The sequence below is a fragment of the Leifsonia sp. LS1 genome, from assembly GCF_020521355.1.
GTDB lineage: Bacteria > Actinomycetota > Actinomycetes > Actinomycetales > Microbacteriaceae > Leifsonia.
Map to the genome: position 1 here is coordinate 77,688 of NZ_BPER01000011.1, position 18,892 is coordinate 96,579.

Sequence of the window (18,892 nt, forward strand, 5' to 3'; positions counted from 1 at the left end):
TCAGATCGCGTCGGGCTCGACACGGAGCAGGTCGGTGACCTCGCGGACGTGCGGGGATGACCATGCGGTGCGGACGGCCTGCCGTCGCTCCGCCCAACTCCGGACGGAGCCGCGGAGCGTCACTTCGTCGCCGATGACGGTGGCGGTGATACGTCTCGAGTCGAGGATCGCGTTGCGCACGATCGCATGACGGATCTCCTCCTCGACGTTCTCCGCCTGGGGCTTCCGGGTCAGCTCGATCCGGCTCTCGACCGCGTGGACGCCGCAGATGCGCTCCACGGCACGCTTGGCGGCGACGCGCTGGGCATCCCAATCCACGGTTCCGCTGAGGATCACACGGTGGCCCTCGACGTCGGCGTGGATGCCCTCTCGCGGCACGCCGCTCGTCCAGGCGAGGATGGCGTCGACGGCCGCCGCGAGGCGACGCCCTCCCGGATCCGTGCCTCCGTCGGGCAGCGTCAGCTCGTCGGCGACAGTGCGCACGCCGGCGACGCGCTGCGCCGCGCCGAGCGCGGCGATACGTTCGTGCAAGGTGGCGACCTCGCCCGTGAGAGTGACAACGCCGCCCTCCACGCTCACTCCGATGGCGGGCGCAGAGATGCCCGGCGTCCAGGCGAGTTCGGCTTCGACGGCACGGCGCACACCGAGATCGGTGAACGCCTGTGCCGGAGTGCTGCGCGGAAGGAGGTCTTCACGGCCTGACGTCGAAGCTGCGGGTGGAGTGTCCATGACGTCCAGGATCCCCGTCGCTCCTGCCTGCGGGTGAGCCGAAAGTCCCTCGGATCCGGCGACCTCAGGTGCGATCGTGCTGGCTGAGATGGAGGACGGCGGCCTGTGTGCGGCGCTCGAGCCCGAGTTTCGAGAGGAGCGAGCTCACGTAGTTCTTTACTGTCTTCTCGGCCAGACCGAGCCTCTGGGCGATCTGCCGGTTCGTCAGGCCGTCCGCGATGAGGGCGAGGACCTGCCGCTCCCGCAGGCCCAGCGACGCGAAGCGAGGGTCGTCTGCGGGCTCCCGCAACCGGGCGGTGACGCGGTCGGCGACGCGCGGATCGATGAGCGTGCGGCCCCGGCTTGCTGCGCGGATATCGTCGAGGAGCCTACCGGCTCGGATGTCCTTCACCACGTACCCGTCCGCTCCGGCGATGACGGCGGATCGGATCGCGTCCTCGTCGTCGTAGGCGGTGAGCATGAGGCATCGGATCCCCGGCTGTGCTTGCTTGACGGCACGGCAGACGTCGATCCCGCTTCCGTCCGGAAGGCGGACATCGAGGACAGCCACGTCCGGGAGGACCGCGATGATGCGCGCCTGCGCCTGCGCAGCCGTCGCGGCCTCGCCCACCACCTCCATGTCGTCCTGACCGTCGACGAGCGCGGCGACACCCCGGCGGACGATCTCGTGATCGTCGGCCAGGAAGACTCGGATCGGGTCGGGTGTCATCGATTCCCTCCCTCGGACGGCAGCGGGAGTCGAAGGCGCAGGGCCGTGCCGTCCGGCCCCGACCGGATGTCGAGCCGGCCGCCGCAGCGTTCGGCGCGTTCCACCAGATTGCGCAGGCCACTGCGACGCGAGACGTCGCCGATGCCGTGCCCGTCGTCGACGACATCGACAGTGATCGCATCCGCCGTCGCGATCACTGTGACGGCGGCCGACTGCGCACCAGAATGCCGGACGACGTTCGTGAGACCCTCTCGGACGTACGCGACGATGTCGTCGCCCTCGTCGGCGTCGACGATCAGATCGACCGGACCCGAGAACGACACCGTGGCGGATCCCGACCAGGGGCCGCCGACCTGCTCGACGGTGTCGAGGATGCGATGCCGGAGACCGTCGGGGTGGTTGCGGTGAGCGGAGAGCGAGAAGATGATCGTCCGGATCTGCGTGATCGCCTCGTCGAGCGATGCGATCGAGGTCTCGAGCCGGGCCGCGAGCGATCCCGCGTCGAGCGCCGAAAGGATGCTCTGCAATTCGAGTCCCGTGCCGAAGAGCTGCTGGATGACGTGATCGTGCAGATCGCGAGCGATCCGGGTGCGATCCTCGAGGACGACCATCCGCTCCTGGTCTGCGCGTGCGGCGGCGAGCTCCGAGGCGACCTCGATCTGTCGGGTGAAGGCGACGGCACGCTCGAGCTCGGACGCCGTGAAGGCCGCGTCGCCGGAGGCGCGGAGGACGACGAGAAGCCCAGGCCTGCCCACCGTGCCGTCGTAGGGGATCAGGAGAGCCGGTCCCGGCGACCAATCCCCGTCCGTGGGGAAATCCGTCAGCTCGTCGACCCGGGTCGCTTGTCCCCCTTCGACGACGCCTCGAAGCCGCGCGTCGTCGAGGCGGGCGTTCGGCAGGACCGTGACGACACGCGCCGCCAGGAGCCGACGGAGGTGCGTGACGAACTCCTCCCGGGCCTGCGCAGGATCGCTGCCGAGAATCCCTCCCGTGAGGTCGGCTGCCGCGGCGCTCCACGACTGCCGCGCCGCCGAGTCGGCGAACAGCCGAGCGTTGTCGATCGCGAGGCCTGCGCTGGCCGCGAGGTCCCGGACGAGTTGCTCGTCGTCCTCCGAGAACCCGCCGGACACCGGGTCCGTCAGGTACAGGTTTCCGTAGACGGTGCCACGGACGGTGATCGGGACACCGAGGAACGCGCTCATCGGCGGGTGGCCGGGTGGGAATCCTGCCGAGCGGGGATCCTCGGCGATCGCCTCGATGCGGATGGGCCGCGGGTCGTCGATCAGCGCGCCGAGCAGGCCATGCCCTTCGGGAAGGTGCCCGATCCGATCTACATCCGCGGCGTTCATCCCCACATGGATGAACTGTTCGAGTCCGCCGCTCTCGGCGATCACGCCCAGAGCGCCGTACCGCGCGCCCACGAGTTCGACGGCCGACTCGACGATGGTGCGGAGCACCGCCGGGAGCTCGAGGTGCGACACGACGGCCCGGTTCGCCTGCACGAGGGTACGGAGTCGACCTTGGGTCGCAAGGACTTTGCGGGCCTGATCGAGGAGGTCGGAGAGAGCGCGGTCCAACTCGGCGCGTGGCGCGTCCGGAAACGTGATCGGCTCGTCGTCGTGGAGCACGGTCCTCCTCTGCAGGCTGGGCACGGCGCCCGGAAGGCTCTCGGCGGGAGTCTAGCGCGCCGCAGCGCGGCGGGGGAGCATGCGTCAGGAGGCAACCCGGAGCACGAGTGAGCCGGAGGCTCGGCCGCTGCGGAGGTCGTCCAGCGCGTCGGCAAGGCCGTCGAACGGGATCGCCGTGACCTGCGGGCGGAGGTGGAGCGTGCGCGCGAGCGCGAGCAAGCGTGCGCCGTCCTCCCGGGTGTTCGCTGTGACCGTGCGCAGGTCGCGCTCCCGGAAGAGGGAGGCGCTGTACACCAACGGCGGGATGTCGCTCATCTCGATCCCGGCGAGCACGACGGTGCCGCCGCTCGCGGTCGCTGCGAGGGCGACGGGAACGAGGGGCCCGGCGGGCGCGAACACGATCGCCGCATCGAGCGGCTCGGGAACCTCCGCCGCCTCGTCGCCCACGAACACGGCGCCGAGGCGGCGGGCCAGCTGCCGGTTGGCTTCTCCGCGGCTGAGGGCGAAGACCCTGGCACCCATGGCCATCGCAAGCTGTGCGGTCATGTGTCCACTGGATCCGAACCCGTAGATGCCGAGGTTCCCGCCGGGCGGCAGCTGCGCTCGCACGAGGGCGCGATAGCCGATGATGCCGCCGCAGAGGAGGGGCGCGGTCTCGAGCACATCGAGCTCGGGAGCGAGAGGGTAGACATAGGCGGCAGGTGCGACCAGGTACTGCGCGAACCCGCCGTCCGCATCCCAGCCGGTGTACTCGGAACGCGCGCACAGATTCTCCGCCCCGCGTCTGCAGAACGGGCACTCGCCGCAGGTGCGTCGCAGCCAGGCGACGCCGACACGGTCACCGACACGGAAGGACGTGACGCCCTCTCCGACCGCGCTCACGCTCCCGATCGCCTGGTGTCCGGGTACGACGAGCGGGCGGTGGACCGGGATCTCGTGGTCGACGACGTGCAGATCGGTTCTGCAGATGCCACAGGCGTCCACACGTACCTGAACGTCGCCGGGTGCCGGCTCGGGTCTGGTGATGCGGACCTGTTCGATCCCTCCGAGAACGCCGGTCGTCCGCCACGCATCCATCATCGTCATCCTCCGCCTCCCGCTCCGAGTGAAGCGACCGGGAGACGCGACGAGCGGGCCGAAGGTCCCGTGGGACCAACGACCCTGTCGGTGCCCCATGGGCCCCGCGGACACTGCAACAGGAGGTGGACATGGTGATTCGACAGTACGTCGTCGGGGTCGACGGCTCCGTGCCAGCGCGGGCGGCGACCCGGTGGGCGGTGGCGTCGGCGCGACGCGATCACGTGCCCGTCACTCTGGTCCACGTAGCCGACGACGAGTGGGGGGCGGTCGGCAGTCGCCTGATCGACGAAGTGGACGCGGGGTCTCAGAAGCTGCTTGCGGACGACGTCGCCTACGCGCGCTCGCTCGGCGGGAACGTCGAGATCCGCGGAGAGCTGCGGCGCGGCAGTCCCATGGCTGAACTGGCATCCGCGAGCGCACCGGAGACGATGATCGTGGTGGGGACGCACAAGACGGGCTTCCACTATGGGCGCGCGTTCGGCTCACGGAGTCTGCAGCTCGCCAACCTCGTGGTCGGCCCCCTCGCCGTCATCCCGGAAGCGGCCTCTCGGCTCCGGCGCGGCGTCGTGGTCGGAGTGGATGACACCCCCGCGGGACGCGCCGCACTGGATCTGGCGTCTGATCTGGCCTGTGAGAACCAGTGCGAGCTGCTCGCCGTCCGATCGTCGGAGGCGCGCTCGCCGCTCGATTCCACTCCCGCCGACGAGCCCCGCGACGAAGAAGTGCGCGACGAGGAAGCGCGCGGGGTGCTCGCCGCAGCGGTCGCCCGGGCGCGCGCTCGTCAGCCGCGTATCGAGATCCGCAGTCGCGTGGTCCGGAGGCCTCCAGGCGCCGCGCTCAACGAGTTCGCGCGCGGTGCCGCGCTGCTGGTCGTCGGGGACTCGCGTCGTACCCTCGCACAGCCGGGCGGGCTGGGATCGGTCGCGTACGACGTGCTCCTGAACCTGACCTCGCCCACCCTCGTCGTCCATGCCATCGCGACGGAGGACCCTTCGAGTGCCCAACGCCTGACGGGAGGCGCACATGTCGCCGGATGAGCCGTTCCGTGAACTGGACCGCGACGAATGCCGCGAGCTGCTCAAGCAGGGCGAGCTCGGCCGACTCGCCACCGCCGTCGGGGGAGAGCCCGACATCTTCCCGGTCAACTATTACTCGGACGGCCAGAGCATCCTGCTCCGCACCGCGCCGGGAACGAAGCTCCTGGAGCTGACCGTTCACGATGTCGTGGCTTTCGAGACCGACGGGTTCACCGATGACGAGGCCTGGAGCGTCGTCGTCCATGGCCGCGCGAGAGAACTCGAGCGTCAGCAGGAGATCGCCGACGCGGAACGCGCACCCCTGAGACCCTGGATCCCGACGCTCAAGTATCGCTGGGTGCACATCGACATCGAGCGGCTCAGCGGGCGGAAGTTTCTGCGCCTGGCCGAGCCGGACCGCTGGTAGCAGAGTCCTGGCGTCCTGCCGGGACCGGAGGGGCAAGAGAACGAGGAGGAACCCATGACCGAGACACCGATCGCCGCGATCGACGACCAGATCCACCCGGGTGGAAGGATCGTCGTCGGCGTCGACGGCTCTGCCTCATCGCTGTCGGCGCTGCGGCGGGGCGCACGCATCGCCGAGCGGCTCGATTGCCGTCTCGTGGGGGTGACTGTGTGGGAGTTTCCCGCGTCCTGGCCCGGCTATCAGATGTCGGGCTGGTCGCCGGAAGCGGATGCGCGCAGCATTGCGGACGAGGCCTCGGCGGATGTCTTCGGCCCGGCGGCACCCGCGTGGTACTCGTCGGTGATCCGGAGCGGGTCCACCGCGCGGCAGCTGATCGCCGAGTCCGAGGGCGCAGAGATGTTGATCGTCGGCAGCCGAGGACTGGGCGGCTTCACTGGCCTCCTTCTCGGCTCCGTGTCGCGGGCCTGCGTCGAGCACGCGGATTGCCCAGTGCTGGTCATCCACTGAGGAACAGGAGTCGCCGATGCCCGGAACGATCATGGTCGCTGTCGACGGTGACCCGAGTCATCGCGGCGCCGTGGAGTGGGCCGCCGCACGTGCGATCCGCGATCGGGCGCGGCTCGTCCTCGTGTTCGTGATCGAGCGCTCGTGGGGTGACGCGCTGGACGAGCCGTCGCCGGCGCTCCGGGCAGCGGGCGAGGCGATCCTCGCCGACGTGCTCGGGCACACGACGGCGATCTCGGATGTCGCGACGCGTCTGTGTTACGGCCATGTCGGCGCGGAGCTCGTGTCCGAGTCGGAGGACGCCGATCTCCTCGTCGTGGGGACCGGGCGCGGGACGGACCGCGATCGCCCGTTCCGGGGTTCGCTCGCCGTCCGGGTCGCCGCTGCGGCAGCGTGCACGGTCGCGGTCGTCCCGCATGACTGGACAGGGGGAGGACTCGGCGTGGCGGTCGGCGTGGATGGCCAGCCACCGTCGGAGGTCGCCGTCGCGTTCGCGGCCGAGGAAGCATTCCGACTGCGCGAGCGCCTGGACATCGTCTGCGCCGGCTACAGCGCGAATCCGTTGCTGACGGGCCTCGTCCCGGAAGTGTCGGTCGGCGACCACCGCGAACGCATCGCGCGCTCAGCGGCCGAATTCGCCCGGGAGCTGCGGAGTGATCTCGACATCGCCACGACGGTGGTGGAGGCGGCCCCGGCAGACGGACTGGTGAATGCCGCCCGGGGTCATCGCCTGCTCGTCGTGGGTACGCATGAGCGGCGCGGCGTCCAACGGCTCATGCTCGGCTCGGTCGCTCATGATGTGCTCCTGAACGTGCGGGTCCCTGTCGTGGTCGCGCGCAACCGGCGCGACACGTGACCCGCGCCGTCGTCGGGACGGCCCCGGCCGGCCGCGACAGCGCGGTGCGGGCCGCCGCCCTCACGGATCGTCTCGCCGTGCTCGCCGCCTACGGGTCGACGATCCACGGTCTCGGGGACGGGGAGGCCGCGCTCCGACTTGCCCGCTACGGCCCGAATGCCGTGCGCGGGCGGAGAGCCCACCCGTGGCGGGTCCTCGGCCGCCAGGTTCGCAGCCCTCTCCTCCTGCTCCTGTTCGCGACCGCTCTCGTGTCCGCGTTCGTGGGGGACGCGGTCGAGGCGGCGATCATCGCGCTCATCCTCATCGTCAGCGTCGGACTCGGTTTCGTGAACGAATTCCGTGCGGAGCGCGCGGCCGATGCGCTGCACGACCGGCTCCGCCACTCGGCCGTGGTGCTGCGCGGCGGACGGCGTCTCAGCGTCGACGTCACCGAGCTCGTCCCCGGCGATGTGGTGCTCCTGACCGTGGGATCGGTCGTCCCGGCGGACCTGCGACTGCTCGAGGTGAGCGGGCTGTCGTGCGACGAGAGCATCGTCACGGGTGAGGCTCGCGCCGTGGCCAAAACGGCCGATCCGGTTGAAGGGTCGGTCGGAATCGGCGACTTGCGCTGCTGCGCACTGATGGGGACGGTCGTGCACACGGGGGAGGGCAGCGGCGTCGTCGTGGCGACCGGTGCTGCGAGCGAGTTCGGGAAGATCGCGGTCGGCCTCGGCCTGCAGGAGCCCCCGACCGAATTCCAGCGCGGCTTGGCTCGGTTCTCGACATTCCTCCTCCTGGTTGCGCTCATCCTCACCACGGCGATCCTCGTCGTCGCCGTGGCGCTCGGGCGCCCGCTGCTCGAGTCGCTGTTGTTCTCGCTGGCGATCGCCGTCGGAATCACCCCGCAGTTGCTGCCTGCTGTCGTGAGCACGAGCCTCGCGGCAGGGTCCCGGGTGCTCGCTCAGCGGAGGGTGCTCGTGAAGCGGTTGGTGTGCATCGAGGACCTGGGCGATCTGGACCTGCTGGTCACCGACAAGACGGGAACCCTGACGACCGGCAGGATCGAGTTCGACCGTGCGGTGCCGCTGGGGGAGACGACGGAGGAGGATCTCGTGGTGCTCGGACTGCTGTCGACGGAGGCGGACCCCGAAGCACCGGATCTCGTCGGGCTCGACGCACTGGACTCCGCGCTCTGGGCTTCGGCGGGCACGGCCGCATCGTCGGCTGCGGCCTACCATCGACTCGCGGTGCGACCGTTCGACCATGAGACTCGCCGGGTCGCGGCGCTGGTGACGGAGACGAGCGCTGCTCCGATCGTGGTGGTCAAGGGCGCCCCGGAGTCGGTGCTTCCCCTGTGCTCGGCGGCCGACCCCGGCGCGGGCGACATCCTCGCTCACCTGTACGCCGTGGGTGCCCGGGTCGTCGCCGTCGGAAGCCGGGAGGCGCCCGGCCGTTCGGACGCGCCCTTCCCCGAGGACGGCTTGACCCTGCGCGGCTTCCTCGCGTTCGTCGACGGCGTCAAAGCCGATGCGCGCTCATCGCTCGACCGCCTCGCCGGTCTCGGTGTCGAGGTGAAGGTGGCGACCGGCGACAGCGCCGTGGTGGCGGAGCGCGTATGTTCGATGCTCGGCATGACCTCGCGCGGCACGCTCACCGGCGATGCGATGGACGGCCTCGGCGATGACGAGCTCGCGACCGCCGCACGGCAGGCGACGATCTTCGCCCGGGTGTCGCCCGAGCAGAAGGCTCGGCTCATCCGCGCGCTGCGCCAGAAGGGGCGTGCCGTGGGATTCCTCGGCGACGGAGTGAACGACGCCCTCGCACTTCATCGCGCCGATGTCGGCATCTCGGTCGACACCGCGGTCGATGTCGCCAAAGACGCGGCGGATGTCCTCCTGCTCGACAAGGATCTCGGGGTCCTCGCAGACGGGGTGACGGAGGGGCGGCGCATCTTCGCCAACACCATCAAGTACGTCCTGATGGGAACCTCCAGCAACTTCGGGAACATGTTCAGCGCATCGGCGGCGTCGGTCGTCATCCCCTTCCTGCCGATGCTCCCCGGACAGATCCTGCTGAACAATCTTCTCTACGACTCGAGCCAGCTGGCGATCCCCACCGATCGCGCCGATCCGGAGCAGCTGCGGGCGCCGGCGCACTGGGACATCGGCACCATTCGCCGCTTCATGCTGCTCTTCGGGCCGATCAGTTCCCTGTTCGACTTCGCCACGTTCTGGCTCATGCTCGCCGTCTTCCATGCTGCGCCGTCCGAGTTCCGCTCCGGCTGGTTCATCGAGTCGATCGCGACGCAGACGCTCATCGTGTTCGCCATCCGAACCCGACGCGTCCCCTTCATCCGCAGCCGCCCCTCGCTGCCGCTCGCCGTCGCCGTCGTGGCCGTGGTCGCCATCGGGTGCTGGCTCCCATACTCACCACTGGCGGGCCTGCTCGGGTTCGCGCCGCTGCCGCCGCTGTTCTTCCTCGCACTCGTCGGCCTGGTGCTGCTCTATCTGGTGCTGGTCGAACTCGGCAAGGCGTTCTATTACGCCCGGCTCGCGGAGCCGGTCGAACCCACCGCGCGACGTCGGACCTACAGACATCGGGTCGCGCGACGGGCGGCACGATTCACGGTCCGGACGCCTCATCGACCGTGACCGCGGCGCCGTACTCGGGGACCTGCGCCCGCCAGCCGAGCTCGCGACGGATCCGCAGCCGCAACGCGTCCGCCGCGTGGGGCTCTCCGTGGGTCAGGTAGATCCGGTGCGGGGGTTCAGGAGCGCCGCGCAGCCACGTGACGATCTGCTCGGCGTCCGCGTGCGCGGAGAGCATCTCGAGCGGGTGGACCTGGGCACGGATGGGGACATCGCGGCCGTAGATGCGAAGCACGCGCTCCCCGCGGCGCAGCGCGTCGCCGCGGGTCCCGCCCGCTTGGAATCCCGTCAGCACGATCGCGTTGCGGGGATCGGGGCCGTAGGCGGCGATGTGATGGAGCACTCGACCCCCCTCGAGCATGCCGCTCGCCGACACGATCACCATCGGACCGCCGCGCAGGTTGAGCAGCTTCGAGTCGTCGACCGTGCGGACGAGGCGTGCCAGGCCGTAGACGGCGGAGAACTCCTCCGCGCTGAGCCGATGCTCCTCGGGATGTCGTGCATAGATACCCGACGCGTCGATGGCCATGGGGCTGTTCAGGAAGACTGGGACATCGGGTATGGAGCCGGCCGCGCGGAGGCGGCTGAGGTGGAGGAGGAGGGATTCGGCCCGTCCCACCGCGAAGGCGGGCAGGATGACGACGCCACCGTGGCTGCACACCCCACGGACGATCCGGCCGAGCTCTTCGGCGGGGTCCTGGGCCGGGTGGATCCGGTCGCCGTAGGTCGATTCGCACACGAGGATGTCGGTCTCCTCCAGGGGCCGCGGCGGGCGCATCAGAGCGTCGTCGGCGCGTCCCAGATCGCCGGTGAAGTGCAGGCGATGCGTTCCGGTGCGCACCAGGAGCTGGGCGGCGCCGAGGATGTGGCCGGCCGGCACGAACGTGATGCGGAGTCCGCCGATCTCGACCTCCTGGTCGAAGTCATGAGGCTCGAATCGTTCGAGCGCGGCGCGGGCGTCGCGTTCCGTGTAGAGCGGCCGCGGCGGGCGATGCGACGACGTGTGATGGCGGTGTGCGAAATCGGCCTGCTCCTCGAGAAGGCGTCCGCTGTCGGGCAGCACGAGTGCGCTCAGTTCCGCCGTGCCTTCGGTCGCATGCACGCGCCCGCGGAATCCGTCGCGCACCAACGCAGGGAGATAGCCGGTGTGATCGAGGTGCGCGTGGGTGACGACGACCGCGTCGATGCTCGCCGGGTCGACAGGGAAGGGACGCCAGTTGCGTTCCCGCAGCACCTTGTAGCCCTGGAAGATGCCGCAGTCGACGAGCACTCTTCCCTCCGCAGACTCCAGCAGGTACCGCGAGCCGGTGACCGTGTCGGTCGCGCCGAGGAATCGGAGCGTGGTGTTCACGAGGCGTCCGCCGAGCGGTGCGGAATCAGTGCGAGTGCCAGGAGCATCAGCCCGGCCACCGATGCCGTGAGCCCGCGGCGTGCGGCCACGGCGATCGACAGGACGCGAATCCAGTGCTTCATCCGAGCCTCCTTGCGACGTCATGAGCTTCGCGGGGTCGCGGGGCGACGGGGAGGGCCGAAAGGCCCATCCCGTCGGCGGTGCGGGCCGTCAGACTGGCGGCCAACCGGAAGGAGCACCCCGTCATGCACGCAGCCGTCGTCACCCGCTTCCACGAACCGCTCACCATCGAGGAGCGCGCCATCCCCTCGCCGGGGCCAGGACAGATCCTGGTCCGCCTGGAGACGTGCGGTCTGTGCCACACCGACATCCACGCGATCAACGGCGATTGGCCGGTGAAGCCGCAGCTGCCATTCGTCCCCGGCCATGAAGGTGTGGGGATCGTCGAGCGCCTCGGCGCCGGGGTGACGTCGAGGACGATCGGTCAGCGCGTCGCCCTCCCCTGGCTGGGTCACGCCTGTGGGGAGTGCCGGTACTGCATCGACGGGCGGGAGAACCTGTGCGAGCGCCAGTACAACACGGGCTACGCGGTCGACGGCGGCTACGCGGAGTACGCCGTCGCCGACGCCCGCTTCGCGGCTCCCGTTCCCGACGGCGTCGACCCCCTCGACGCCGCCCCGCTCACCTGCGCTGGTGTCACCACCTACGCTGCGGTGAAGGCAGCGCGGGTGGTGCCCGGTGAACGTGTCGCCGTGTTCGGCGTCGGCGGCCTGGGGCATCTGGCGGTGCAGTATGCACGGCTCGTCGGAGCGCAGGTGGTCGCGGTGGACGTCACGGAGGAGAAGTTGGAGCTGGCCGTCGACCTGGGAGCGGATCATGTCGTCAACGCCGCCGATGTCGACCCGGCACAGGCGATCCGGCACCTCGGGGGAGCGGATGTCGCCGTGGTGCTCGCCGTCGCGCCCGGGGTCGTCGAGCAGGCTTTCGCGTCCCTGAATCGCGGTGGACGCCTCGTGCTCGTCTCCCTGCCCGCGGGCGGCGAACTCACCGTGCCCGTGTTCGACACCGTCCTCAAGGGCATCTCGATCATCGGGTCCATCGTCGGGACCCGACAGGATCTCGCCGAGGTGTTCGCGCTCCACGCGGCCGGTCGCACGCGGGTCGTCGCCGAGCGCCGCGATATCGCCGGCGTCAACGACGCTGTGCACGAGGTTCTCGCCGGATCGGTGGCGGCACGTCTCGTGTTCGTGTACGACGCTCCGACCCCCTCCGTGGATTCGGCGACTGGAACCGGCGCCAGCGCTGTCGCCGGATGACGGTCCGGGCGGGATCGCGGCCGGCCCTGCCCCGCGCGGTCCGGCCGCTCGTGCGATACCCGCTCATCGCTGGGACGCTCGCGATCGGTGTCGCGGTGGCCGTGCTCTGGTCGGCGGGATCGGCCCGGGGCGCCACCATCCTCGGGGGCGGATTCGCTCTGGCGGTCGCCGCGGGCTACGCGGTGCGGATGGTGCGCCGACTCGTCCACGGGCGCGTCGGCGTCGATCTTCTGGCGGTCGTCGCGATCGTGGCCACCACCCTCGTCGGAGAGATCGCAGCCGCCCTCGTCGTCGTGCTGATGCTGAGCGGAGGCGAGGCGCTGGAGCAGTCCGCCGACCGTCGTGCCCGCCGTGAGCTCGACGCGCTGCTCGACCGCGAACCGCGTATCGCGCATCGCGTCGCCGAGGACGTGATCGACGAGGACTCCATCGACGATGTCCCGATCGGTGACATCGTGCCGGGGGACCGGCTGCTCGTGCGCCCGGCCGAGGTGGTGCCCGTGGATGCGACTCTGGTGTCCGCTGCGGGCGCGTTCGATCTCTCGTCGATCACGGGGGAAAGCCTGCCCGTCGATCGACGAGCGGGCGATGCGGTTCCGAGCGGTTCGATCAACGGAACACTCGCCGTGCAGGTCAGGGCGACGGCCCTCGCCGCGGACAGCCAGTACCAGCAGATCGTCGCGCTCGTCGCCCAGGCGGAGCAGGGCAAGGCCGAGGTCGTCCGAGTCGCCGATCGGTTCGCCGTCCCCTTCACGGTGTTCTCGCTCCTTCTCGCCGGGGTCGCCTGGGCCGTGAGCGGTCATGCGGTCCGATTCGCGGAGGTCCTGGTGCTGGCGACGCCGTGCCCCCTGCTCATCGCCGCACCGGTCGCCTTCATCGGTGGTATGAGCAGCGCCGCGCGGCGCGGCATCATCGTCCGGAACGGGTCGGTGTTCGAGCGGCTCGCGCGCGCACGGACGATCGTCTTCGACAAGACGGGGACCCTGACCAGGGGCCGGCCCGTGCTCGAGGAGGTCAGACCAGCGGGGGGCATGGACGCTGCGACGCTCCTCGGGCTCTCGGCCAGTGCCGAGCGCTACTCGTCGCATGTGCTCGCCGCATCGGTCGTGCAGGAGGCGATCTCGCGCGGTATCCCGCTTCGTCCGGCGACCGACGCCAAGGAGCATGCGACGGAGGGTCTGCGCGCTCGAGTGGGCGATCGGCTCGTGGAGATCGGTACGGCGGCGTTCGTCGGCTCGTGCACGGGCTCCGCCGTGCACGAGGACGCACCGGCCGGCCGATCGGTGGTGTACGTCGCCATCGACGGGCGGTATGCCGGAGCGCTGATCGAGCGGGACATCCCGCGCGTCGACGCGCGCGAGACCCTCCTGCGGCTCAGGGGGCTCGGACTGTCTGCGATCGAGATGCTCACGGGAGATGCGCGGGCCACCGCGGCCGCCATCGCGGCCGAGGTGGGGATCGAGCGCTACACGGCCGAGTGTCTCCCGGCCGACAAGGTCTCCCGGGTCGCTGCGATCTCGGAGCGACCCGTCATCATGGTGGGAGATGGTGTCAACGACGCGCCCGTCCTCGCCAGGGCCGACGTCGGGATCGCGATGGGTGCCCGGGGAGCGACCGCCGCGAGCGAATCGGCCGACGTCGTCCTGCTCGCCGACGATCTCGCGCTGGTCGCCGACGCCGTCGCGCTCGGCCGCCGAACGGTCTCCATCGCGCTCCAGAGCATCTGGATGGGCATGGCCGCGTCGGTGGGACTGATGATCGTCGCCGCGTTCGGACTGATCCCGGCACTCGTCGGCGCCGTGCTGCAGGAGGTCGTCGACCTGGTGACCATCGTCGCCGCTCTCCGTTCCGCGCGCGACGTGAAGGGATGAGCGCGTGAGCTTCTCGCTGCTGGCGCTCGTCGTTGCGGTCGGCCTGCTCGGTCCGATCGTGTCGCTCCGCGCCGGCTGGCGGGTGCCGGTGGCCGTCGGCGAGCTCCTCGGCGGATTGCTGCTCGGCACCTCGGGGCTCCGCCTGATCGATCCGCGCGCGGGTGGCTTAGACCTTCTGGCGACCATCGGGTTCGGCTTGACGATGGTGGTCGTCGGCTCCCAGATCCCCGTGCGGGATGTGCTCGCTCCCGGGCCGGCGCGCCGATCCCTGGCCCGCGGCGTGCTCGCAGCCACGGCGGTGGGCGTGGCGGCGGCGGGCATCGCTGCCGTCGTCGCCGTCGTCTTCCGCAGCCCGCACGGTCTCCTCTACGGGGTGCTCCTCGCTTCGTCCTCGGCCGCGCTCGTGCTTCCCATGCTCGGCTCGGTCGGCAGGGGAGCGCCCTCCACGGGCGAGCTCGTGGCGCAGGTCGCCTTCGCCGATCTCGTCTGCGTCGTCGCACTGCCCGCGGTCATCGCCCCGGAGCGTGCGCCGGAGGCGGCTCTCGCGATCGTCGTGGTTGCGGCGGCCTCAGCGATGCTGGGGTACCTCGCCATCCGGTTGGGCAGGAAGGGACGGCGGGGGAGGCTGCACGCCTATTCGGAGCGGCGGCGCTTCGCACTGGAACTCCGGCTGAGTCTGTTGGTCCTCTTCGGGTTCGCTGCGATCGCCGAGTATGCGGGCCTGTCGATCATGATCGCCGGATTCGCCCTGGGCCTGGTCCTGTCGGCCATCGGAGAGCCGCGCCGACTCGCCCGTCAGCTCTTCGGGATGACCGAGGGTTTCTTCGCACCTCTCTTCTTCGTGTGGCTGGGCGCTTCGATCGATCTGCGATCCGTCGGCGCGCACCCGATGATGATCGTTCTGGGCATCGTGCTCGGCGGCGGTGCCGTCGTCGCCCATCTCGCGTCCCGGCTGACCGGGCTCTCGTGGGCCCTGGCTGCGGCGACGGCAGGGCAACTCGGCGTTCCGGTCGCGGCCGTGACGTTGGGCCTCCACTCGCACGTGCTTGCGCCCGGAGAAGATGGCGCGATTCTGCTGGGTGCCGTGCTGACGATCGCTGTCTCCGCGTTCGCTGTCCGTGCGGAGTCCCGTCGTGAACACGCGCGTCGCCGCCGGTCGCCGAGCACTCACTACCACGGCGGTTCCGGCGATCGTCTCAGGCCAGGGTCATGAAGAGCTTCTGCAGCTCCTCGACGGTCATCGGGTCGGAGTCGTCCTCGGGGTCGGTGAGGCACTTCTGCATCGCCGTGGAGATGATCTGGAAACCGGCCTTGTCGAGCGCGCTGGAGACCGCGGCGAGCTGGATGACGACGTCGCGGCACTTCCCGCCGTTCTCGACCGCGGCGATGACGGCGGCGAGCTGCCCCTGCGCGCGACGGAGACGGTTGAGCACGGGCTTGATGTCAGTGGTGGTGGCCACGGTGGTCTTCTTTCTCGGTGAGGCCGGCACAGGGGGAGTTCTTCTCGGTACCCGCCACGGTAGCTCGTCCGCTCGGGCGCCGGCCCTCGTGGCGGTGAGTCTGCGGCACGTGATCAGCCGCGACCGAAGAGCCGGCCGAAGAGTCCAGCGCCGGATCCGCCGGCCTTCTCGGCGTCGGTGTGGTCGCCAGCGCACCACTGGGTCGCGGGGACGCGGCGGCGGACATCGGCGACATGCTGGCCGCAGCCGCTCCAGGTGGTCTTGCCGCAGACCGTGCACGTGACGGGATAGCACATGGGCGTGGACTCTCCTTCTGCTCGCCGATCGGGGGAGTGGATACCCCTACCGGTATAGTACGATACCGGTAGGGGTATACCAAATCGCCACGGGAGAGGAATGACGTATGAAGACCGTGATCGTCGGCGGAGTCGCCGGGGGGATGTCCGCGGCGACTCGCCTGCGCCGATTGGACGAGTCCGCGGAGATCGTGGTGTTCGAGCGCGGCCCGTACGTCTCGTATGCGAACTGCGGGTTGCCGTACCACGTCGGTGGGGTGATCGCGGATCGCTCGTCGCTGCTGCTGCAGACGCCGGAGTCGCTCGCGGCGCGCTTCCGGCTGGACGTGCGGACCGGGCACGAGGTGATCAGCGTCGACCCTGTCGCGCGCACGGTGTCGGTGCTCGACCTGGCCGCGGGGGACACCGTCATCGAGCACTACGACGAGTTGGTCCTCGCCGTCGGTGCGGCCGCGCGGGAGGCCGCTGGGCATCCGGGCATCCCCACGCACACGCTCCGCACGGTGGAGGACGTGGATGCGATCGGCGCGCTCGTCGAGGCGGCGGCCGATCACCCGTCGGCACTGGTCGTCGGCGGGGGGTTCATCGGCCTGGAGGCCGTGGAGAACCTGGTGCGCCGGGGCATCCACGTGACCCTGATTCAGCGCCCGGCACAGATCCTCACCCCGCTGGATGCGGAGATGGTCGCCCCGCTGGAGGCGCAACTGCGCAGCCACGGTGTCGACGTGCGCACGGCGGTGACCATCGATTCGGCGGTGTCGGACGCGGTGCTGCTCACCGATGGCACGGAGCTGCGGCCGGACTTCATCGTCGACGCCTCCGGCGTCGTGCCCAGCATCGACCTCGCCCGCTCCGCAGGGCTCCGGGTCGGTCCGACCGGTGGAATCGCCGTGGACCCCTCCAACCGCACCAGCGACGAGCACATCTACGCGGTGGGGGACGGGGTCGAGAAGGTGGATGCGGTCTCCGGTGAAGGAGCGCTGGTCACCATGGCCGGGCTCGCCAACCGGCACGGCCGTTCCGTCGCCGACGTCATCGGCGGACGCGACGAGCGGAACACGCCCGCGCTGGGAACGGCGATCGTGAAGGTGTTCGACACGGTCGCGGCCAGGGTCGGCTGGAGTGAGCGGCAGCTGGCCGCCGCCGGTCGCCCGCACCGCGTCATCCACACCCACCCGGCCTCACACGCCACGTACTACCCGGGCGCTGAGCCCCTGTCGATGAAGCTGCTCGTCGACCCGGAGAGCGACGCCATCCTGGGTGCGCAGATCGTCGGCGGCGCGGGTGTCGACAAGCGCATCGACGTGATCGCGGTCGCGATGGCCGGCGGGTTGACCGCGTCGGGTCTCGCCCGCCTCGAGCTGGCCTACGCCCCGCAGTTCGGCTCCGCCAAGGACCCGGTCAACCAGCTCGGCTACGTGGCGGACAACCTCCGCACCGGCACCACCCGCACCATTCAATGGCACGAGCTGGCGGCGGCACGGGAGGCAGGCGCGACCCTGGTGGACGTCCGCACCGCCCTCGAGCACGCTGCCGGCGCCATCCCGGGTTCGCTCAACATCCCGGTCGACGAACTGCGCGACCGACTCGCCGAACTGCCGGACGGGCCGCTCATCGTGCACTGCCAGGTGGGCCAGCGCGGCCACACCGCTGCCCGCATCCTCGACCAGCACGGCCGCGATGTCGTCAACCTCGACGGCGGCTACCGCACCTGGGCCGCCGGGGAGGGGCGCTCCCGTCAGAGCAGCATGGCGGAGCAAGACAGCGCCGCTGGGGCGAGCGTGTAGCGCGGCGCCCCGTTGATCGCCCGGCACAGGGCTGATCGACAGGCACAGGGCTGATCGACAGGCACAGGCTTGATCGACAGGCTATAGGGGTGGTTCGATGCCCTGTGTCCGCGTGACGCTGACGGCTTCGTCGAGAGTCACCAGTACCCGCGTGAGCTCGTCCGCATCGACCCTCTTGTTGGTCGCGATGGCTCGGTCGGCCAGCAGCGTCGTGCCGCCGAGGAGGAAAGCGGCCATGCGTTGCGGATCCGGGTGGCCGTGCGATGCGAGCAGTGCCGTGAGGTCGTCGAGGAGCGGGTCTGCGGCATCCCGGGGCCGCGGGGGGCCGGTGAACAGCATGTCGTTGGTGTCGAGTTCATCGAGGTGCGCCTCGATCAGTGCCCCGCACCAAGGCCAGTCCCGCATGTGACTGACCGCCAGTCAATCAAAGAGCGCTTCGAGGGCGATTCCGGTGTCGGCGCAGGATGACGAATCCACTAGCGGCCCACCCGGGGGAGCAGGCTCCTATCCTGGACGGATGCGCCTTCGCCCCATCGCAACGGTTCTCGGAGGACTGATCTGCGTCGTCCTCGTCGTCGGAGAAGCCGCGCACTGTCGCGCGAGCCGAAGAAGGCTCGGGAACGGGGAAAGCCCGGGACGTACGGAAGCCATCGTCGTCCTCGGCTACAAGAACGCCGGCACTCGCGCCAACTTCATGAACAGATACCGGGTGCGCGCCGGACTTCGGTCGATCGACTCCGCCGCCGAGGCAAGCACGCTCGTCTTCTGCGGTGGGGCGGTCGCCGGACGAACCCCCGAGGCCGAGCTCATGGAGAACTACGCACGAGAGGTTCTCCGCTACACCGGCCCGATCCGTCTCGATCTCACCAGCCGGTCGACCTGGGAGAACATCCAGAACGCGATTCCTCTCATCGAGGACGCGGAATCGATCAAAGTCGTCTCGAACTCCTTGCATGCTGAGAAGGGTCGCGCCTACCTCTGGAAGCAGCGCCCAGACCTCGCCGAGCGCCTTGCGCGCGGCAGTGAGTACCGAGTCGGTGAGATCACGCTGATCAAACCACTCGCCGCCGTCATCGGCCTGCACAACCTGTTCGCATTACACGCCAGGTGACTCGGTGGGGAGCAGTTATCGTCTTAGCGCCGATAATGCACATTATGTCAGCGTAAAGATGGCCTGTTCCCATTGGATGTGAATACGACACTCGGTACGACTCCCCTCGTTTGTGCCGGAAGTA

Annotated in this window: 19 protein-coding genes; 10 read left to right on the forward strand and 9 right to left on the reverse strand. The window is 70.0% G+C overall.

Annotated features, from left to right (window positions below):
• From LLS1_RS17225 to LLS1_RS17240, 4 genes are all read right to left on the reverse strand, one after another.
• A complete protein-coding gene (locus tag LLS1_RS17225; protein ID WP_226657460.1) occupies positions 1–729 on the reverse strand; it encodes a BON domain-containing protein in 729 nt (242 codons plus the stop codon).
• 64 nt (positions 730–793) lie between these two features.
• A complete protein-coding gene (locus LLS1_RS17230; RefSeq protein ID WP_226657462.1) occupies positions 794–1,438 on the reverse strand; it encodes a response regulator transcription factor in 645 nt (214 codons plus the stop codon).
• On the reverse strand, positions 1,435–3,066 hold the full coding sequence (locus LLS1_RS17235; RefSeq protein ID WP_226657464.1) for a GAF domain-containing protein: 1,632 nt from the start codon (positions 3,064–3,066) through the stop codon (positions 1,435–1,437). Before LLS1_RS17235 ends, LLS1_RS17230 begins: the two co-directional genes overlap by 4 nt.
• A gap of 84 nt (positions 3,067–3,150) precedes the next feature.
• Positions 3,151–4,152: a zinc-binding alcohol dehydrogenase family protein gene (locus tag LLS1_RS17240; protein WP_226657467.1), complete on the reverse strand. Its 1,002-nt coding sequence runs from the start codon at positions 4,150–4,152 to the stop codon at positions 3,151–3,153.
• Positions 4,153–4,274: 122 nt separating this feature from the next.
• Between LLS1_RS17240 and LLS1_RS17245 the strand changes: the two genes are divergently transcribed.
• The 5 genes from LLS1_RS17245 to mgtA are packed head-to-tail and all read left to right on the forward strand — an operon-like array spanning position 4,275 to position 9,579.
• Positions 4,275–5,183, forward strand: a complete 909-nt coding sequence (locus tag LLS1_RS17245; RefSeq protein WP_226657469.1) for a universal stress protein — start codon at positions 4,275–4,277, stop codon at positions 5,181–5,183.
• Positions 5,170–5,589, forward strand: coding sequence for a pyridoxamine 5'-phosphate oxidase family protein (locus LLS1_RS17250; RefSeq protein WP_226657471.1), 420 nt, complete (start codon positions 5,170–5,172; stop codon positions 5,587–5,589). Before LLS1_RS17245 ends, LLS1_RS17250 begins: the two co-directional genes overlap by 14 nt.
• 54 nt (positions 5,590–5,643) lie before the next feature.
• Positions 5,644–6,096, forward strand: coding sequence for a universal stress protein (locus LLS1_RS17255; protein ID WP_223356425.1), 453 nt, complete (start codon positions 5,644–5,646; stop codon positions 6,094–6,096).
• Between the two features lie 16 nt (positions 6,097–6,112).
• On the forward strand, positions 6,113–6,949 hold the full coding sequence (locus LLS1_RS17260; protein WP_226657473.1) for a universal stress protein: 837 nt from the start codon (positions 6,113–6,115) through the stop codon (positions 6,947–6,949).
• Entirely contained in the window at positions 6,946–9,579 is a 2,634-nt protein-coding gene (gene mgtA / locus LLS1_RS17265) for a magnesium-translocating P-type ATPase (RefSeq protein ID WP_226657474.1), read from the forward strand. The genes LLS1_RS17260 and mgtA overlap by 4 nt, the downstream gene beginning before the upstream one ends.
• Here mgtA and LLS1_RS17270 read toward each other — a convergent pair.
• Together LLS1_RS17270 and LLS1_RS19500 are read right to left on the reverse strand one after the other, a co-directional pair.
• On the reverse strand, positions 9,551–10,927 hold the full coding sequence (locus LLS1_RS17270; RefSeq protein ID WP_226657477.1) for an MBL fold metallo-hydrolase RNA specificity domain-containing protein: 1,377 nt from the start codon (positions 10,925–10,927) through the stop codon (positions 9,551–9,553). The genes mgtA and LLS1_RS17270 overlap by 29 nt on opposite strands.
• The gene (locus LLS1_RS19500; protein WP_264186951.1) at positions 10,924–11,049 is read right to left on the reverse strand and encodes a hypothetical protein; all 126 of its coding nucleotides are present in this window, start codon (positions 11,047–11,049) and stop codon (positions 10,924–10,926) included. Before LLS1_RS19500 ends, LLS1_RS17270 begins: the two co-directional genes overlap by 4 nt.
• A gap of 123 nt (positions 11,050–11,172) precedes the next feature.
• Here LLS1_RS19500 and LLS1_RS17275 point away from each other — a divergent pair, with 123 nt between their 5' ends.
• The 3 genes from LLS1_RS17275 to LLS1_RS17285 are packed head-to-tail and all read left to right on the forward strand — an operon-like array spanning position 11,173 to position 15,327.
• A complete protein-coding gene (locus LLS1_RS17275; protein WP_226657479.1) occupies positions 11,173–12,243 on the forward strand; it encodes an alcohol dehydrogenase catalytic domain-containing protein in 1,071 nt (356 codons plus the stop codon).
• Positions 12,240–14,114 carry a heavy metal translocating P-type ATPase gene (locus LLS1_RS17280; protein ID WP_226657481.1) on the forward strand — a complete coding sequence of 625 codons (1,875 nt, stop codon included), beginning with the start codon at positions 12,240–12,242 and terminating at the stop codon, positions 14,112–14,114. The genes LLS1_RS17275 and LLS1_RS17280 overlap by 4 nt, the downstream gene beginning before the upstream one ends.
• 4 nt (positions 14,115–14,118) lie before the next feature.
• Positions 14,119–15,327, forward strand: coding sequence for a cation:proton antiporter (locus LLS1_RS17285; protein ID WP_226657483.1), 1,209 nt, complete (start codon positions 14,119–14,121; stop codon positions 15,325–15,327).
• On the opposite strand, the gene LLS1_RS17290 is transcribed toward LLS1_RS17285, so the two are convergent.
• Both LLS1_RS17290 and LLS1_RS17295 read right to left on the reverse strand, forming a co-directional pair.
• Positions 15,311–15,574: a metal-sensitive transcriptional regulator gene (locus LLS1_RS17290; RefSeq protein WP_226657485.1), complete on the reverse strand. Its 264-nt coding sequence runs from the start codon at positions 15,572–15,574 to the stop codon at positions 15,311–15,313. The genes LLS1_RS17285 and LLS1_RS17290 overlap by 17 nt on opposite strands.
• A gap of 113 nt (positions 15,575–15,687) precedes the next feature.
• Entirely contained in the window at positions 15,688–15,870 is a 183-nt protein-coding gene (locus tag LLS1_RS17295; RefSeq protein WP_226657487.1) for a hypothetical protein, read from the reverse strand.
• Positions 15,871–15,977: 107 nt separating this feature from the next.
• Between LLS1_RS17295 and LLS1_RS17300 the strand changes: the two genes are divergently transcribed.
• Positions 15,978–17,657: an FAD-dependent oxidoreductase gene (locus LLS1_RS17300; RefSeq protein WP_226657489.1), complete on the forward strand. Its 1,680-nt coding sequence runs from the start codon at positions 15,978–15,980 to the stop codon at positions 17,655–17,657.
• A gap of 81 nt (positions 17,658–17,738) precedes the next feature.
• On the opposite strand, the gene LLS1_RS17305 is transcribed toward LLS1_RS17300, so the two are convergent.
• Complete coding sequence (locus LLS1_RS17305; RefSeq protein ID WP_226657491.1) at positions 17,739–18,062, reverse strand: hypothetical protein; 324 nt, start codon at positions 18,060–18,062, stop codon at positions 17,739–17,741.
• A gap of 46 nt (positions 18,063–18,108) precedes the next feature.
• Here LLS1_RS17305 and LLS1_RS17310 point away from each other — a divergent pair, with 46 nt between their 5' ends.
• Complete coding sequence (locus tag LLS1_RS17310) at positions 18,109–18,768, forward strand: YdcF family protein (protein ID WP_226657493.1); 660 nt, start codon at positions 18,109–18,111, stop codon at positions 18,766–18,768.
• The last annotated feature ends 124 nt before the right edge of the window (positions 18,769–18,892 follow it).

Coding starts and splice junctions, on each gene's coding strand:
- LLS1_RS17225 (WP_226657460.1), bottom strand. CDS start 729: ATGGACACTCCACCCGCAGCTTCGACGTCAGGCCGTGAAGACCTCCTT.
- LLS1_RS17230 (WP_226657462.1), bottom strand. CDS start 1,438: ATGACACCCGACCCGATCCGAGTCTTCCTGGCCGACGATCACGAGATC.
- LLS1_RS17240 (WP_226657467.1), bottom strand. CDS start 4,152: ATGACGATGATGGATGCGTGGCGGACGACCGGCGTTCTCGGAGGGATC.
- LLS1_RS17245 (WP_226657469.1), top strand. CDS start 4,275: ATGGTGATTCGACAGTACGTCGTCGGGGTCGACGGCTCCGTGCCAGCG.
- LLS1_RS17250 (WP_226657471.1), top strand. CDS start 5,170: ATGTCGCCGGATGAGCCGTTCCGTGAACTGGACCGCGACGAATGCCGC.
- LLS1_RS17255 (WP_223356425.1), top strand. CDS start 5,644: ATGACCGAGACACCGATCGCCGCGATCGACGACCAGATCCACCCGGGT.
- LLS1_RS17260 (WP_226657473.1), top strand. CDS start 6,113: ATGCCCGGAACGATCATGGTCGCTGTCGACGGTGACCCGAGTCATCGC.
- LLS1_RS19500 (WP_264186951.1), bottom strand. CDS start 11,049: ATGAAGCACTGGATTCGCGTCCTGTCGATCGCCGTGGCCGCACGCCGC.
- LLS1_RS17275 (WP_226657479.1), top strand. CDS start 11,173: ATGCACGCAGCCGTCGTCACCCGCTTCCACGAACCGCTCACCATCGAG.
- LLS1_RS17280 (WP_226657481.1), top strand. CDS start 12,240: ATGACGGTCCGGGCGGGATCGCGGCCGGCCCTGCCCCGCGCGGTCCGG.
- LLS1_RS17295 (WP_226657487.1), bottom strand. CDS start 15,870: ATGTGCTATCCCGTCACGTGCACGGTCTGCGGCAAGACCACCTGGAGC.
- LLS1_RS17300 (WP_226657489.1), top strand. CDS start 15,978: ATGAAGACCGTGATCGTCGGCGGAGTCGCCGGGGGGATGTCCGCGGCG.
- LLS1_RS17305 (WP_226657491.1), bottom strand. CDS start 18,062: ATGCGGGACTGGCCTTGGTGCGGGGCACTGATCGAGGCGCACCTCGAT.